12 protein-coding genes are annotated in these 15,104 nt (G+C 62.6%); 11 read left to right on the top strand and 1 reads right to left on the bottom strand.

Annotation, left to right across the window (positions count from 1 at the left end):
• The first annotated feature begins 3 nt into the window (after nucleotides 1-3).
• The 9 genes from cofE to OHD58_RS12560 all read left to right on the top strand — a co-directional run bounded on the left by cofE (nucleotide 4) and on the right by OHD58_RS12560 (nucleotide 10,598).
• Nucleotides 4-780: a coenzyme F420-0:L-glutamate ligase gene (gene cofE / locus OHD58_RS12600; protein WP_263803696.1), complete on the top strand. Its 777-nt coding sequence runs from the start codon at nucleotides 4-6 to the stop codon at nucleotides 778-780.
• Nucleotides 777-1,772 (top strand): 2-phospho-L-lactate transferase, encoded by a 996-nt coding sequence (gene cofD, locus OHD58_RS12595; protein ID WP_263803695.1) that lies wholly within the window; start codon nucleotides 777-779, stop codon nucleotides 1,770-1,772. Before cofE ends, cofD begins: the two co-directional genes overlap by 4 nt.
• Nucleotides 1,769-2,470: a 2-phospho-L-lactate guanylyltransferase gene (gene cofC / locus OHD58_RS12590; protein ID WP_263803694.1), complete on the top strand. Its 702-nt coding sequence runs from the start codon at nucleotides 1,769-1,771 to the stop codon at nucleotides 2,468-2,470. The genes cofD and cofC overlap by 4 nt, the downstream gene beginning before the upstream one ends.
• Nucleotides 2,467-4,890, top strand: a complete 2,424-nt coding sequence (gene cofH / locus OHD58_RS12585) for a 5-amino-6-(D-ribitylamino)uracil--L-tyrosine 4-hydroxyphenyl transferase CofH (RefSeq protein WP_263803693.1) — start codon at nucleotides 2,467-2,469, stop codon at nucleotides 4,888-4,890. Before cofC ends, cofH begins: the two co-directional genes overlap by 4 nt.
• Before the next feature lie 128 nt (nucleotides 4,891-5,018).
• A complete protein-coding gene (locus tag OHD58_RS12580; RefSeq protein ID WP_263803692.1) occupies nucleotides 5,019-6,515 on the top strand; it encodes a pyridoxal-phosphate dependent enzyme in 1,497 nt (498 codons plus the stop codon).
• A 36-nt stretch (nucleotides 6,516-6,551) separates the two neighbouring features.
• The gene (locus OHD58_RS12575) at nucleotides 6,552-7,517 is read left to right on the top strand and encodes a CoA transferase subunit A (RefSeq protein WP_263803691.1); all 966 of its coding nucleotides are present in this window, start codon (nucleotides 6,552-6,554) and stop codon (nucleotides 7,515-7,517) included.
• Nucleotides 7,510-8,280: a CoA-transferase subunit beta gene (locus tag OHD58_RS12570; protein WP_263803690.1), complete on the top strand. Its 771-nt coding sequence runs from the start codon at nucleotides 7,510-7,512 to the stop codon at nucleotides 8,278-8,280. The genes OHD58_RS12575 and OHD58_RS12570 overlap by 8 nt, the downstream gene beginning before the upstream one ends.
• A 23-nt stretch (nucleotides 8,281-8,303) precedes the next feature.
• Nucleotides 8,304-9,263 carry an LLM class flavin-dependent oxidoreductase gene (locus OHD58_RS12565; RefSeq protein ID WP_263803689.1) on the top strand — a complete coding sequence of 320 codons (960 nt, stop codon included), beginning with the start codon at nucleotides 8,304-8,306 and terminating at the stop codon, nucleotides 9,261-9,263.
• A gap of 51 nt (nucleotides 9,264-9,314) precedes the next feature.
• Nucleotides 9,315-10,598 carry an ArgE/DapE family deacylase gene (locus tag OHD58_RS12560; protein WP_263803688.1) on the top strand — a complete coding sequence of 428 codons (1,284 nt, stop codon included), beginning with the start codon at nucleotides 9,315-9,317 and terminating at the stop codon, nucleotides 10,596-10,598.
• A 97-nt stretch (nucleotides 10,599-10,695) separates the two neighbouring features.
• Here the strand turns inward: OHD58_RS12560 and OHD58_RS12555 are convergent, their stop codons facing one another.
• Complete coding sequence (locus OHD58_RS12555) at nucleotides 10,696-11,463, bottom strand: GntR family transcriptional regulator (RefSeq protein ID WP_318528253.1); 768 nt, start codon at nucleotides 11,461-11,463, stop codon at nucleotides 10,696-10,698.
• A gap of 460 nt (nucleotides 11,464-11,923) precedes the next feature.
• On the opposite strand from OHD58_RS12555, the gene OHD58_RS12550 reads away from it, so the two are divergent.
• Both OHD58_RS12550 and OHD58_RS12545 read left to right on the top strand, forming a co-directional pair.
• Nucleotides 11,924-14,278 (top strand): xanthine dehydrogenase family protein molybdopterin-binding subunit, encoded by a 2,355-nt coding sequence (locus OHD58_RS12550; protein ID WP_263803686.1) that lies wholly within the window; start codon nucleotides 11,924-11,926, stop codon nucleotides 14,276-14,278.
• Nucleotides 14,275-15,102, top strand: coding sequence for an FAD binding domain-containing protein (locus OHD58_RS12545; protein WP_263803685.1), 828 nt, complete (start codon nucleotides 14,275-14,277; stop codon nucleotides 15,100-15,102). The genes OHD58_RS12550 and OHD58_RS12545 overlap by 4 nt, the downstream gene beginning before the upstream one ends.
• Nucleotides 15,103-15,104 lie beyond the last annotated feature (2 nt).

Raw genomic sequence — 15,104 nt, 5'->3', positions numbered from 1 at the left:
GAGATGCCGTCAACCGCCACGCCCGTAATGCTCTACCCTATCGCCGGACTGCCGCTGTTCGAGCCGGGAGACGATGTGGCCGCGATTATCGCGGAAGCATTGCGCGTGGGCGGCATCGGTCTCGTCGATGGTGATATCCTCGTCGTCGCGCAGAAAATTATCTCCAAATCCGAAGGCCTCTACGTCGAACTCGACGACGTGGTTCCGTCGGCTGAAGCGGTGGAATTGGCTGCCCGCACCGGCAAAGATCCGCGTCATGCCGAAGTGGTGCTCTCGGAAGCGGAGGAGGTGGTCAAGGTGGGGCCGCATGTGGTCGTCGTTGCCCATCGACTGGGTTTCGTGATGGCCAATGCCGGTGTCGATGAATCCAATATCGTGCATGGCGAGCGTAGCGGTCGTTTGCTGCTCCTGCCGCGCGATCCGGACGGCTCGGCTGCGCTTCTGAAGCGCGAGCTCGATGCCAGTTTCGGCGTTTCGTGCGGCGTCGTCATCAACGACAGTTTTGGCCGGCCGTGGCGCAACGGCGTGGTTGGCGTGGCGATCGGCGCCGCGGGCGTACCGTCGCTGGTCAATCGTGTCGGCGAAGCCGATCTCTTCGGCCGCAAGCTCCATGTCACGGAAATCGCAGCCGCTGACGAAATCGCCTCGGCGGCGTCCATGCTGATGGGGCAGGCGGCCGAAGGCATACCCGTTGTGCTGCTGCGTGGCCTTAAGATCGATGCGCCGGCTGCGCCCGCCTCGGCACTTATCCGCCCGCGCGAACGGGACATGTTCCGATGAGCGCAGCCGCACATGATAGCCTCAAGGGGAAGCGGGTCGTTGCGCTCTGTGGGGGCGTCGGCGGGGCCAAGCTGGCGTTCGGGCTCGCACGGAAGCTCGGCTCCGACCTCACCGTGGTCGTCAACACCGGTGACGATTTCGAACATCTCGGCCTCCAGATATGCCCCGACATCGACACCGTGCTCTACACGTTGAGCGGGCTTGCCAATCGCGTTCTTGGCTGGGGACGTGCCGACGAAAGCTGGAATTTCATGGAAGCGTTGGCCGATCTCGGCGGCGAGAAATGGTTCAATCTCGGCGATCGCGATCTGGCGCTACATGTCGAGCGCACGCATCTGCTGCGGGCGGGCATGACGCTCACCGAGTTCACTGCCAGGGCGGCACAGCGCTTCGGTATAAAAAGCCGCATCCTGCCGATGTGCGATGATGCGGTCCGTACCGTCCTGGAAACTTCGATCGGCGTGCTGCCGTTCCAGCGCTATTTCGTCGAGTACCGCTGTGGTCCCAGGGTCGAGAAGATCTTCTTCTATGGTGCGGACAGTGCGGCGGCGTCACCAGCGGTCCTTTCCGAACTGCAGAACACTGAGCTTGCGGCAATCGTGATCTGTCCGTCGAACCCCTACCTCAGCGTCGATCCGATCCTGGCGACGCCGGGCATCCGTCAGGCGCTGGAGAATACGCCGGTGCCGGTGGTTGCGGTTTCGCCGATCATCGGCGGCAAGGCCGTCAAGGGCCCGACCGCGAAGATCATGGAAGAACTGGGCATCGAGGTCACATCGTCGGCAATCGCAGATCATTACAGCGGATTGATCGACGGCCTCGTCGTCGACGCTGCCGATGCAGGAGATGCTAATTCCATCGACATACCGGTCCACGCGGTGCCAACGTTGATGTCGAGCGACGAGGACCGCGAGCGCCTCGCCGGCGATGTGCTCGACTTCGCCATGCGGCTCGTTGCCTCCGGCTCTCAGCGGCAGGCGAGGGCGTCATGACCGGCTCCGCGCTAGCGACAGGTATCTGGGCCCTCGTGCCGGCGAAAAGTTTCCATCGCGCCAAGGCACGGCTGGCGCCGGTGCTCGGTCAGGATGCGCGGGCTGAACTTGCGCAGGCGATGCTGGACGACGTGCTGAGCGTCCTGAAACATGCGGACGGGCTCGCCGGTGTGCTGGTCGTCACAGGCGACGCGCATGTCGCCGCGGTTGCCGCCGGTCACGGCGCCGACACGCTCGCCGACCCCGCCGAACAGGGGACCAATGCGGCGGTCAAGCGTGGTCTCGACCATCTGAAATCCCTCAATGCGGCCAATTGCGTCGTCGTGCAGGGGGACATCCCGTTCCTGTCGCCGGATGAATTTTCCGCGGTCCTTTCGGCGCTGCGACGCCACCAACTCGTGGTGGCTCCGGCCAAGCGCGATGGCGGCACCAACATCCTGGCATTGGGGCGTCCCGACTTGATCGTTCCTGCCTTCGGACCCGACAGTTTTGCACGGCATTTGCGGGCTGCCGCAAGCGTTAGCATCCCCCCGAAGATCCTCAATCTGCGCGGGGCAGGGCACGATATCGACGTGCCGTCCGATCTCGAAAACTATCCCGAAATCGGAACGGGGCCACGCACCAGCGTTTTGCTGGCTTGCAGAGCGCGGGCGCTGCCGGCTTATGGCCGCTCGTTCGAGGAGGTTCTCCTGCCATGAATTCCGCGAGCATCCTGGAGCATTTCGGGCCTGAGAGAAGGCTGACCCGAAGCGAGGCGCTGGGCCTCGCCGAAATCTCCGGCATCGAGCCATTGCTCGCTGCAGCTGCCGCGAGGCGCGACGCGGCGCATGGCAACATGGTTTCCTATTCGCGCAAAGTGTTCATTCCGCTGACCCAGCTCTGCCGCGACGTCTGCCATTACTGTACCTTCGCCCATCCGCCGCGAAAGGGCGAACGCGCCTTTCTGACGCCGGAAGAGGTGCTGGTGATTGCCGAGGCCGGCAGGGTGGCCGGCTGCAAGGAGGCACTGTTCACGCTCGGCGACAAGCCGGAATTGCGCTACCGCGTCGCGCGCGAGGAACTGGCCGCGCTCGGCTACGAAACCACGATCTCCTACCTCGCGGAGATGGCGGGCATGGTGTTCGAGAAGACCGGCCTGTTTCCGCATGTGAATCCGGGCCTGTTGGACCACGCCGATCTCGCAGCACTTCGCGGTGTGTCGCTGTCGCAGGGCATCATGCTTGAAAGCATTTCCGAACGGCTGTGTGCCAAAGGCGGTCCGCATTATGGCTCGCCCGACAAATTGCCGTCGGCAAGGCTCGACACGATCAGGCGCGCCGGCGAACAGGCCGTGCCTTTTACATCCGGCATTCTGATCGGTATCGGTGAGACACGCGAGGATCGGATCGACTCGCTGTTGGCCCTGCGCGACCTCAACGACCGCCATGGCCACATCCAGGAGATCATCGTCCAGAATTTCCGGCCGAAGCCCGGTACGCGCATGGCCGACGCGCCGGTCCCGTCGCTGGACGATCATTTATGGACCATCGCGGTGGCGCGGCTGATCTTCGAGCCGGAGATGAACATCCAGGCCCCGCCCAATCTCACGCCGCGCGATCTGACGCAGCTTGTCGGCGCCGGTATCAACGACTGGGGTGGTATCTCGCCGGTGACGCCGGACCACGTCAACCCCGAGGCACCGTGGCCGCATCTGGAAAAGCTCGCCGCTGCCACCCGCCGCGCTGGCAAGGATTTGACGGAACGCCTCGCGCTGTACCCGGCCTTTGCCCGTCATACGACCAAGTGGGTCGACCCGAAATTGCGCAAAGCGCTCTACGATCATGTCGACGCCGATGGATGGCCGCGTTCCGAGGGCTGGTGCCCAGGCCGTGCCGATGCTCCTCCGTCCGCCGACGTCGAACTACTCAAGCGGCGGCCGCGCCCGAAAGCCGGCAGCGAACTCGCTTCGATCCTCGACAGGGCGGCGGACGCGCAGCCGCTTCGCGAGGCCGAGATCGTGCGCCTGTTCCGGGCGCGCGGCGCCGAGTTTTCGGCGGTCTGCGCCGCGGCCGACGACCTGCGGCGCCGGGTCAACGGCGATGTCGTCAGCTATGTCGTCACCCGCAACATCAACTACACCAACATCTGCTACTTCAAATGCCAGTTCTGCGCTTTCTCCAAGGGCAAGATGAGTGAGAACCTGCGCGGTCGCCCCTATGACCTGGAAATGGCGGAGGTGGCTGGACGGGTCGTCGAAGCCTGGGATCGCGGGGCTTCCGAAGTCTGCATGCAGGGCGGCATCCATCCGTCCTACACCGGGCGGAAATACATCGAGATCTGCGAGGCGGTGAAGGCGGCGGTGTCGCAAATGCACATTCACGCCTTCTCACCGCTGGAAGTCTGGCAGGGCGCCAGGACGCTCGATATCTCGCTCGAGGAATTCCTGTCTGACTTGAAGCAGGCCGGCCTCAGCACATTGCCCGGCACGGCGGCGGAAATCCTTGACGACGAAGTGCGCGATGTCCTCTGCGCCGACAAGATCAGGACCGACGAGTGGCTTGAGGTCATGCGCGTCGCACACGGTCTCGGTTTCCGTTCGACCGCCACCATCATGTTCGGCCATGTCGACCGCTACGAGCATTGGGCGCGGCATCTGATGCGGGTGCGCGACCTGCAGATCGAAACCGGCGGCTTCACGGAGTTCGTTCCGCTGCCGTTCGTGCACATGGAAGCGCCGATCTATCTGAAGGGCAGATCGCGTCCGGGGCCGACCTTCCGCGAATCGATCCTGATGCATGCGGTCGCGCGCCTGACGCTGCATCCGCACATAACCAACATCCAGGCATCGTGGGTGAAGCTGGGGCCTGATGGGGTCGGCCATTGCCTCGACGCAGGCGTGAACGATCTCGGCGGCACGCTGATGGATGAGAGCATCTCGCGTTCGGCGGGAGCAAGCCATGGCCAGGAAATGACGCCGCAGCGGATGGAGGCGCTGATTGTCGCTTCGGGTCGGCTGCCGCGCCAGCGTACCACCCTCTACGCCAATCCGCCGGCACATCTGCGCGACCGCTCTTTCTCGGCAGCGGTCCGCGACAAGCCGGATACGCCCGTCATGCCGCACGCGGTGTCAGCCGGCTGAACCGGCGATCTTCCAACAATCCACGAAAGAGAAATGTTCGCCGTGTAGCCTAGTCTTACTAACGTTAGTATGATAGTTTGATAATACTGGTGCGACGCGTGTCCGCCAAGTAGCGGAGATGCCGAAAAATGCCTGAAGTGGGCTTGATCCCCAGTCCCGAGATTGTTGACCGCAAGATTCGTGATTCCGCGCTTGCGCGTTCGCGCTTGCGCGGCATCCGCCTGCCGACATTCGCGCAACTGGCAGGCGAGGCGCCGATGCCCGAGGGGACGAGCGAGAGGCTGACCTCCGTCGATCCGAATTCACCCGATGCTGCCAACCTCTCTCGCGTGCATTGGTTCAATGCCGCCGACCGACGCGGCCGCGTCGAAGTTCCCGCTCATATCATTCTTCCCAAGGCGCTGACCGGCGTCGAGGCGCCGATCGTGGTCATGCTGGGTTCGCCTTTCCCCATGATCGGCGCCCACAAGGTGCTTCCGGCCTATGCGGCGCTGGTTACCCGCCTCGTCACCGGCACCTTCGATCCGGACCATCATCGCGCGGTGTGGCCGTCGACCGGTAACTATTGCCGCGGCGGTGTCGCTATCTCGCGTATCCTTGGTTGCGACGGCATTGCCGTCCTGCCCGAGGGGATGAGCCGCGAGCGTTATGAATGGCTGGAGCGCTGGGTCGCCGATCCGTCGCACATCATCCGCACCTACGGCACCGAGAGCAATGTCAAGGAGATCTACGACAAGTGCCATGAACTCGCGGCAAGCGAGGAAAATGTCATCCTGAACCAGTTCTCGGCATTCTCGAATTACATGGCGCACTATGCCTGCACGGGAGCGGCGGCCGAAAAGATCTTCGAGGACTATCGCAGCCGCAACGGCCACGCCCGGCTTGCCGCCTTCGTTTCGGCCACCGGCTCCGCCGGCACCATCGCCGCCGGCGACCGGCTGAAGAAGAATTTCGGCACGAGGATCGCTGCCGTCGAGGCGCTGGAGTGCCCGACCATGCTGGAGAACGGCTATGGCGAGCACAACATCCAGGGCATCGGCGACAAGCACATCCCGCTGATCCACAATGTCATGAACACCGACGTCGTCATCGCTGTGTCGGACAGCTTTCCTGATCGGCTGAACCTGCTTTTCAATTCGGATGCCGGAAAGGCCTATCTCGCAACACGCGACGATCTCGACCCGCAGCTGTTAGCTGCCTTTTCCGAAGTTGGCATCTCGGGTCTCGCCAACATCGTCGCGGCCATCAAGCTGGCCAAGCGCATGAACTACGGCGCCGACGACGTCGTGCTGACCGTCGCCACCGACAGTGCCCGTCTCTACACGACGGAGATGGAATCGGCGGGCACAAAGTTCTTCCCGGGCGGTTTCGGCAGCGTCGACGCCGACAAGGTTTTCGATGCCTGCCTGGCGGACATCAACGACAACAACGTGCTTGAGCTCGACCAGCGCGAGCGGCGGCGCATCTTCAACCTCGGCTATTACACATGGGTCGAGCAGCAGGGCATTTCAGTCGAGGATTTCGACCGGCGGGCCGACCAATCCTTCTGGCAGGACATCGCGGCATCGGTTCCTGGCTGGGACGGGATGATCGAGGAATTCAACAACGAAGCGGGCTTGAACTAGATGAGGACTGCATCCGCCCCCACAAAGGAGGACTTTGTGCTTGATGCGCAGTTGGAGCCGTATTCGCGGCTCAGGGAAAACCTGGCGAAGCGGGACCGGAGCCTGCGCGAGAAGGTGATGTCGCTCGAAGAAGCGGCTTCCTTCGTGCAGAACGGCATGAAGGTCGGCATCGGTGGCTCGACCATGTCGCGCACCCCGATGGCGATGATCTGGGAACTGGTGCGCCAGCGTCGCGAGCACTTGTCCTGTTCGCGTTGCATCACCTCGACCGACGGCGACATCCTGTTCGGCTCGGGCATCTCCGATCACATCATCACCAGCTGGTTTGCCCAAGGCATCCTGTGGGGCCTGTCCAAGGTCATGCGTCATCACATCGAGACGCAGGGCAAGCGTTATGACGAATGGAGTCACATGGCGGTCGGCATGCGCTTCCGCGCCGGCGGCATGGGCGTTCCGTTCCTGCCCATCCGCTCGATGCTGGGCTCCGACGTGATGGCACAGCGTCCCGAGGCGAAGGCGATCGACTGCCCTTTCACCGGCGAGAAGCTGCTGCTCGTGCCGGCGCTGAACCCCGACGTGGCGCTGATCCATGTGCAGCGCTGCGATGCCTATGGCAATGCGCAGATCGACGGCCTCCAGTTCATGGACATCGACCTCGCGATGGCGGCCAACAGCGTCATCCTAACTACCGAGCGCATCGTCTCCAACGACCAGATACGCCGCGCGCCGGACCAGACCAAGATCCCGTTCTTCTGCGTCGATGCGGTTGTCGAAGTGCCCTACGGATCGGCTCCGCATGAGTGCTACGGGCTTTACGAGCCGATGATGAAGCATATGAGCGCCTATGTCGCGCAGGTGAATTCGGATCCCATCGAAGGCATGCAGGCCTATCTCGACAAGTATTTCCATGCGCCGAAATCCTGGAACGAATACCTCGCGCTGATCGGCATGGAGGAGCTTCTGGATGCAAGCCAGAAGGGCCGGAGCATCTACAATGACTGAGCCGGTCCGTCATACAGCATCCGAAATCCTGGCGATCCTGGCATCGCGCCAGCTCACCGACGGGCAGGTGGTCTTCGCCGGCATCGGCACGCCGCTGCTTGCCGCAACCCTGGCTCAGCGCCTGCGTGCACCCGGCCTCACCATCCTGTTCGAGGGCGGCGTCGTCGGTGCCTTCGTGGAGCCCGGCAAACTGCCTCCGTCCACCAACGACCAGCGGTGCACCAAGCGCGCCAACATGGTGCTGGGCAGCGCCGACGTGCTGCTCCTGCTGCAACGGGGCTATGTCGATGTCGGTTTCATGGGTGGCGCCCAGATCGACCAGTTCGGCAATCTGAACTCCTCCTATATCGGCGACCCGGCGGCCCCGAAGACCCGGTTGCCCGGCACCGGCGGCGGCAACGACATCTCGAGCCTCACCAACATGATCGTGGCGATGAAGCACGAGAAGCGCCGGTTCGTGGAAAAGGTCGATTTCATCACCAGCCCGGGCTTTCTGCGCGGCGGCACCAGCCGCGCCGAGAGCGGGCTGCCTTCCGGCGGCATGTTCCGGGTCATCACCGAGCTCGCAGTCTTCGGCTTTGACGGGGAAAGCCGCCGCATGAAGGTGCTGGCGCTCAATCCCGGCGTGTCGCGCGAAGAGGTCCAGGACAATACCGGCTTCAAGCTCGTGTTTGACGAAAAGATCGCCGTCACCGAACCACCGACCGAACATGAGCTGACCACCTTGCGCATGCTCGACCCCGAACGCCTTTTCACGGCCTGACCGATTTTATCCGGAGGACATCCATGACCATTCTTTCCAACACGTTCGGCATCGCCGCGCGCAATTTCGTTGCCTATCCGGACATGCCCGACGCCAGGGGGCTGGTCGATTATGGCGTCAAGGTCGAAGAACTTGGCTACGATTCCGTCTGGGTCTGGGATCATATGCTTCTGGGCGTCGAGCCCAATTTCCCGATTATCGATTCCCTCACAGTGCTCACCGGCATTGCCGCGCGCACCACGCGCATCAAGATGGGCACCGGCATCCTGGTGCTGCCGCTGCGCAACCCAGTGGCGCTGGCCAAGCAGCTCGCCAGCATGGACCAGCTGTCGCAGGGGCGCCTGGTCATGGGCATGGCCGCCGGCTGGTACAAGCGCGAGTTCGACGCGGCCGGCATTCCGTTCGAGAAACGCGGCAAGCTGATGGACGAGAATCTCGAGATCATGACCCGTCTCTGGACCGAGCATTCGGTCGACGGCGAATACATGAACCACAAGATATCCAAGGCGGTCATGTACCCCAAGCCGGTCCAGCAGCCGCGCATGCCGCTGCTCATCGGCGGCTATGTCGATGTGGTGCTGAAGCGTGCCGCCGTCAGTGGCGACGGTTGGCTCACCTATTTCTACAAGCCGGAAGACTTCAAGCGTTCGTGGGACAAGCTGCGAAACTTCGCCTCGGAAGCCGGCAAGGATCCCGATGCGCTGATGAATGCCTCGCAGCTTCCGATCTATGTCGGCAAGTCGAAGGCGGTGGTGCAGGACGACATGCTCGACTGGCTGAACAAGGAATGGGACTTCCCCTCGCACAGCGACTGCTCGCGCGAGAGCGCCGTCATGGGCACCGTCGACGAATGCGTCGAACAGCTCCGCGAACACATCAAGATGGGTGCCCAGAAGATCATCTTCGTCCCCTACAAGTACCAGATGGACCAGGTCGAGATCATCGCCAAGGAGATCATCCCCCGTTTGCGCCAGCTCGCCTGAGCGGCGACTGCCTGACAGAAACCGGCAAGAACAGAAAATACGGAGGCTCCCATGCCCGACCCCAACCGCAAGAAGATCATCGACAAGATCGATGCCTCGCAAGACGAGGCGATCGACCTGCTGCGCAAGATGGTGGCGATCCCAAGCGTCACCGGCGACGAGGCGGCGATCCAGGAATTCGTCTCCAGCTACATGAAGAAGGTCGGGCTGGAGGTGGACATGTGGGACACCGACTGGGACGAGTTGAAGAAACATCCCGGCTACCGCCCGGTCGATCGCGGCTATCAAGGCCGGCCCAACATCGTTGGAACCCTCAAGGGCACCGGGGGAGGCCGCTCGCTGCTTCTCAACGGCCATACGGACGTGATCCCGGTCGGCAACGGCGAGGGCTGGAGCGACAATCCCTGGTCGGCCAAGATCGAGAACGGCCGCATCTATGGCCGAGGCTCCTGCGACATGAAAAGCGGCGTGGCGAGCCACATCCTCGCTGTGCAGTATCTCAGGGAGCTTGGCCTCACGCCGAAGGGCGACGTGATGATCAACGTGGTCATCGACGAGGAGGTCAGCGGCCACGGCACGCTCGACACCGTCATCCGCGGCTACAAGGCAGACGCCGGTATTTCCGGCGAGACCAGCGACCTCTCCGTGCAGCCAGCCTGCATCGGCCGCATCTGGTTCGAGATCGAGATCCAGGGCAAGCCGGCCGGCATCCAGCAGCGCTACCTCGGGGTGAGCGCCATCGAGCTCGGCTACAAGATCGTCAAGGCGGTGCAGGAACTGGAAGACCACCGTGTCGCCACGGTCAAGCATCCGCTCTATCCGAGCGCCATCGATTCCTTGCCCTGCATTATCGGCAGCTTCCAGGCCGGCAATTATCCAAGTGCATTCCCGGCCTCGGCGCTGCTCAAGGGTTCCATCGGCACCGTGCCGAGCGAAGACCATGAAGGCGTCAAACAGAGCCTTGTCGTCAAGATTGCGGAAGTGGCATCCAAGGACGAATGGATGAAGGACCACCCGCCGGTCGTTCGTTTCGTCGGGTACGATGCAGAGGCTTCGGAAATCCCGCGTGACCACGCCATCGTCAACACCGTGTCGAGCGCCTATACCGAGATCACCGGCAAGCAGCCGCAGATCAGCGGTCGCCAGGGCGCGGCCGATACGCGTTTCCTCAACAGCTATGGCAATACGCCGACCGTGATCTTCGGTCCTGGGTCGACCGCCGTCATGCACGCCAATGACGAATACGTTTCGATCGACGATTACATGACGTCCATCAAGGTGATGGCGCTCAGTATCTATGACTGGTGCAACGGCGAACCGATCACCAAGAGCTGACACAAACAACAAACAAAAATGGCGGAGATCGACTGAATCTCCGCCATTTTTTTGTCGATCGCGGGTCGGATGCTCCGTACCCGCCTTTAACTGATCTTTACGCGCTCTTCTTCTGCAGCAGGATCGGGCGTCCGGTGCGCGGGCCGGCGTTCTGCAGCAGATCCATGCGGAGCGCGAAGCAGCTTTTGTGGTAGTGGATGTTGGCGACGTAGATCGCGACATCGTTCTGGTCGGCCAGGATCAGACGACAATCGGCTGTGGGCTCACCCAGCCCAAGTTTCAGCAGTTCGGCAGTCTCGGGGTCCGCCACGCCGATCGTAAGCGTCTGGTGGGCGTGCGTGATCGTCACATCCTCGAGTTCGGAGATCATCGCGATCGCCGCCGAGTGCGTGAACCGCTCCGGGTCGCGTTCGTAGATGTGCCGGGCGAGGTGGACATTGACGACCGAGAACGGCTCGCTCTTGTTGTACTGGACACTGCGAATGAAGACGTAGTTGTCGGCAAGCTTGCCTTCGCCCTGGCCGATCTCGGGAGGGGACGAGTTTTCCTCGACATGCGCGCGCCGAACCACGTTCTCGCGGATTGAGGAAACCATCGTTTCGAAATCGGTCGCGATGTTCAGCCATCGGTCGTGCTTGGGGCGGCCGGAAACGAAAGTCCCGCGGCCCTGCTGTGCTTCGAGGAGGCCTTCCTCGCGCAACATCTCGATGCCTTGCCGAATGGTGACCCGGGCGACGCCGAATTCCTTTTCGAGTTCCTCGAGCGTGGAGATCTTGTCGCCGACGGACCAGAAACCGCTCTCGATCCGCTGGCGCATCACCGATGCGACCTGGGCATAGATCGGCACGCGGCTGCGATCGTACATGGCTGCTATTTTTCTCATCATTGGAATGTACGATAAATAGGCTGAATATGCTAGGAGGATGAGCACTCCTGCCACCTTTTTGGTAAAGGGGTTTCAGCTTCCGGATTTCCGATCTTCTCTCGCTGCCGACAAACCTTAAGCTATTTCATGTAGTTAGGCGAGTGCAATCAGATTTGACTTCAGACTTTTCTTGTTTCACCCTGTATACGCAAGCATACACAGGTGGAGATTAATGCTCTCAGGCGGCATAGCCTTCGGTGACCGAACCCCGAATCACTTGCATCTGGTCGCGTTCATTTGCCTAAAATGGCATCATGCGCAGACCTGAATTCCACGCCGAGTTCGGCGGATTGAGAGTGGGCATCTTTGCCGCATGCAAATTCGGAAACATGTCTTGTTATCATCCTAAAAATAAGATGATATCGCGATATGAACGTGCACCGGCAGTGACGGGAGCAGTATGAAAGAACAAGGCGTAGGCGCATCCCTGCCGCGCAAGGAAGACGACCGGTTTCTGCGCGGGCGAGGCGAATATGTCGCCGACATTCGCATGGCCGGCATGAAGGACGTCGCCTTCCTGCGCTCGCCGTTGGCGCACGCAAGGGTGCGCGGCGTCCATGTTCCCGATGCCGTTCGCGGCCAGGTCTTTAGCGCCCAGGATCTCAAAGGGGTGCGGCCGATCGTGGCGGTCTCCGGCCTTGCCGGCTTCAAACCCTCCGAGCAACCTGTGCTCGCCCATGACAAGGTGCGCCAGGTCGGCGAACTGATCGCCATGTGCCTGGCCGATACGCGTGCCCAGGCCGAGGACGTAGCGGCCCAGGTCGAGGCCGACCTCGAGGAACTGCCGGCCGTCCACGACATGCTGGCCGCGCGCAGGCCGGATTCAGCGCTGCTGCACGAGCAGTGGGGCGACAATGTTTTTCTCGAAACCTTTGTCGACAAGAATTTCGAGGCAGCGCTCGACGCGCCGATCAAGGTGACGCGCGTCATCTCGACCGCCCGCCAGAGCATGGCGCCGCTGGAGGGCCGCGGTACCGTCGCTTTCTGGGACAAGCGGAAGGAACAGCTCGTCCTCCATACAGGCAGCCAGATGCCGCACATCGTGCGCACCGGGCTTGCCGAATGCCTGGGGCTGGAACATGGCCAGGTGCGCATCGTCTCGCCCGATGTCGGTGGCGGCTTCGGCTACAAGGGCATACTACTTCCCGAAGACGTCTGCCTCGGCTGGCTCGCCATGCGTTGCGGCCACGCGGTGCGCTGGATAGAGGACCGCCGCGAGCATCTGACGGCAGGCGCCAACTGTCGCGAACACCACTACGTCATCACCGGATATGCCGACCGGGATGGCAGGCTGCGCGGCATCGATTGCGAGGCAACCGTCGATTCCGGAGCCTATTCATCCTATCCGTTCTCGGCTTGCCTTGAGGCTGCGCAGGTGGCGAGCATCCTGCCCGGTCCCTATGATTTTCCTTCGTATCGCTGCCGCACCTGGTCGGTCGCAACCAACAAGTGTCCGATCCTGCCTTACAGGGGAGTGGCTCGCACCGGCGTCTGCTTCGCGCTCGAACTCGTGCTCGACGCCATTGCGCGCGAAGCCGGGATCGAACCGCACGAAGTGCGCATGAAGAATCTGGTGCGGCCGGAGCAGATGCCGTTCGACAACATCACCAACAAGCACTTCGACAGTGGCGATTATCCGGACGCACTGAAGCGCGCCATGGCGGCAATCGATCTCGATGCGATCCGCGCGCGGCAGCAGCGGCCGGAGCCCGGCGGCAGGTTGATCGGTATCGGCCAGGCGATCTATTGCGAGCAGGGCGCCCACGGCACCTCTGTCTATGCCGGCTGGGGCATCCCGATGGTGCCCGGCCACGAGCAGGCCACCGCCCGCATGACGCCGGACGGCGGCCTGGAATTGCGGATCGGCGCACATTCGCACGGTCAGAGCATGGAAACCACGATGGCTCAGATCGCTCATGAGATCCTCGGCATCGACACCGGCAGCATCAAGGTGGTGCACGGCGACACCGAATATACCCCTTACTCGACTGGGACCTGGGGTTCGCGCAGCGCCGTCATGTCGGGCGGCGCGGTTGCGACCGCCTCCCGGGAACTTGGCGAACTGGCCAAGGGCATCGGGGCGCACCTGCTGCAGGCGAAGCGCGAGGATGTGAAGCTCGAGGCCGGTTTTGTTGTCGGTCCGGCCGGCCGTGTCAGCCTGAAGGAGGTCGCACGCACCTGGTATCTTCGCCCTCAGGATCTTCCCGCCGGTGTCGACCCGCGCGGATTGGACACCACGATCGGCTACAAGCCGGTGCGTGACAGCGGCACTTTTAGCTACGCTGCTCACATCGCGGTCGTCGCAGTCGATCCCGAAATCGGCGACATCGAGATTCTCGATTATGTGATCGTTGAAGACGGCGGCAAGCTTATCAACCCGATGGTCGTGGATGGTCAGATCTATGGCGGGCTTGCGCAGGGAATCGGTACGGCGCTTTACGAGGAGATGAATTTCGATACGTCGGGTCAGCCGCTTGCCTCGACATTTGCCGACTATCTGCTGCCTGGCCCGACCGAGGTGCCGGCGCCTCGTCTCGAACATATGGAGACGCTTGCTCCCTACACCGAGTTCGGCGTGAAGGGCATAGGCGAGGGCGGTGCGATCGCGCCGCCGGCCGCGATAGGAAACGCCGTCAACGACGCGCTCAAGGGCCTCGGTGCCGAACTGCTGCATTCGCCGATCACACCGCGCCGCGTGCTCGAAGCGATCGCGAATGCCGCGACCGATCCTGCCAAGGTCGGAGAAGCGGCTTGAAACCGGTCAATTTCGACTATGCGCGGCCGAGCGAAGTCGCGTCCGCCATCCGGTACTTGGCGCAGGACGGCGTTTCGGCCAAGATCATCGCCGGCGGGCAGTCGCTGGGTCCGATGCTCAATATGCGGCTGGTCCAGCCCGATCTCATCGTCGACATTACGGCGATCGAGGAACTCCGTAGTGTGCAGGATCGGTCCGACGCGATCGTCATCGGCGCCTGCGTTTCCCATTCCGATATCGAGGACCGCCGGGTGCCCGACGTGACGCGCGGCGCGATGGCAAGTGTGGCAAGCGGTATCGCCTACCGCGCGGTGCGCAACCGCGGCACGATCGGCGGCAGCCTGACCCATGCCGACCCGTCGGCCGACTGGATATCGATCCTCGCCGCCCTTGGTGCCGACGTGACGTTGAACGGCAGCGGCGGCAGCCGCACCATCGCCGTGGAGAATTACATGGTCGGCGCCCTTGAAGCCGATATCGCGCAGAGCGAACTTCTGGTCTCTATAACCGTGCCGAAGCTGTCAGCCTCGGCACGCTGGGGTTACTACAAGAGCTGCCGCAAGACGGGCGAATTCGCTCATGCGATCGGCGCCTTTCTCACCGATCCCGACCGTGGCGTCAGCCGTGCGGTGATCGGCGCCACCGAGACACGGCCCTTCGTGATGACGGATGCCGCCGCGCTGATCGGCGACGGCCGCAACCCCGAGCGCGTCTTCGATCAGGACGCCGTCGGCAGGCTCTGTGAAAGCCTTGGCATGACAGACCCCATCGACCGCCAGACCCACGTTGTCGCCCTGCGCCGTGCAATCGAACGAGCCCATTGAGA

This window comes from Mesorhizobium sp. ZC-5, assembly GCF_025753855.1.
In the GTDB taxonomy this organism is placed as follows: Bacteria; Pseudomonadota; Alphaproteobacteria; order Rhizobiales; family Rhizobiaceae; genus Neomesorhizobium.
The sequence above is the reverse complement of the archived record's forward strand: the minus strand, read 5'-3'. Positions and strand labels throughout refer to the sequence as shown.

Coding starts and splice junctions, on each gene's coding strand:
- cofE (WP_263803696.1), top strand. CDS start 4: ATGCCGTCAACCGCCACGCCCGTAATGCTCTACCCTATCGCCGGACTG.
- cofD (WP_263803695.1), top strand. CDS start 777: ATGAGCGCAGCCGCACATGATAGCCTCAAGGGGAAGCGGGTCGTTGCG.
- cofC (WP_263803694.1), top strand. CDS start 1,769: ATGACCGGCTCCGCGCTAGCGACAGGTATCTGGGCCCTCGTGCCGGCG.
- cofH (WP_263803693.1), top strand. CDS start 2,467: ATGAATTCCGCGAGCATCCTGGAGCATTTCGGGCCTGAGAGAAGGCTG.
- OHD58_RS12580 (WP_263803692.1), top strand. CDS start 5,019: ATGCCTGAAGTGGGCTTGATCCCCAGTCCCGAGATTGTTGACCGCAAG.
- OHD58_RS12570 (WP_263803690.1), top strand. CDS start 7,510: ATGACTGAGCCGGTCCGTCATACAGCATCCGAAATCCTGGCGATCCTG.
- OHD58_RS12565 (WP_263803689.1), top strand. CDS start 8,304: ATGACCATTCTTTCCAACACGTTCGGCATCGCCGCGCGCAATTTCGTT.
- OHD58_RS12560 (WP_263803688.1), top strand. CDS start 9,315: ATGCCCGACCCCAACCGCAAGAAGATCATCGACAAGATCGATGCCTCG.
- OHD58_RS12555 (WP_318528253.1), bottom strand. CDS start 11,463: ATGTACGATCGCAGCCGCGTGCCGATCTATGCCCAGGTCGCATCGGTG.
- OHD58_RS12550 (WP_263803686.1), top strand. CDS start 11,924: ATGAAAGAACAAGGCGTAGGCGCATCCCTGCCGCGCAAGGAAGACGAC.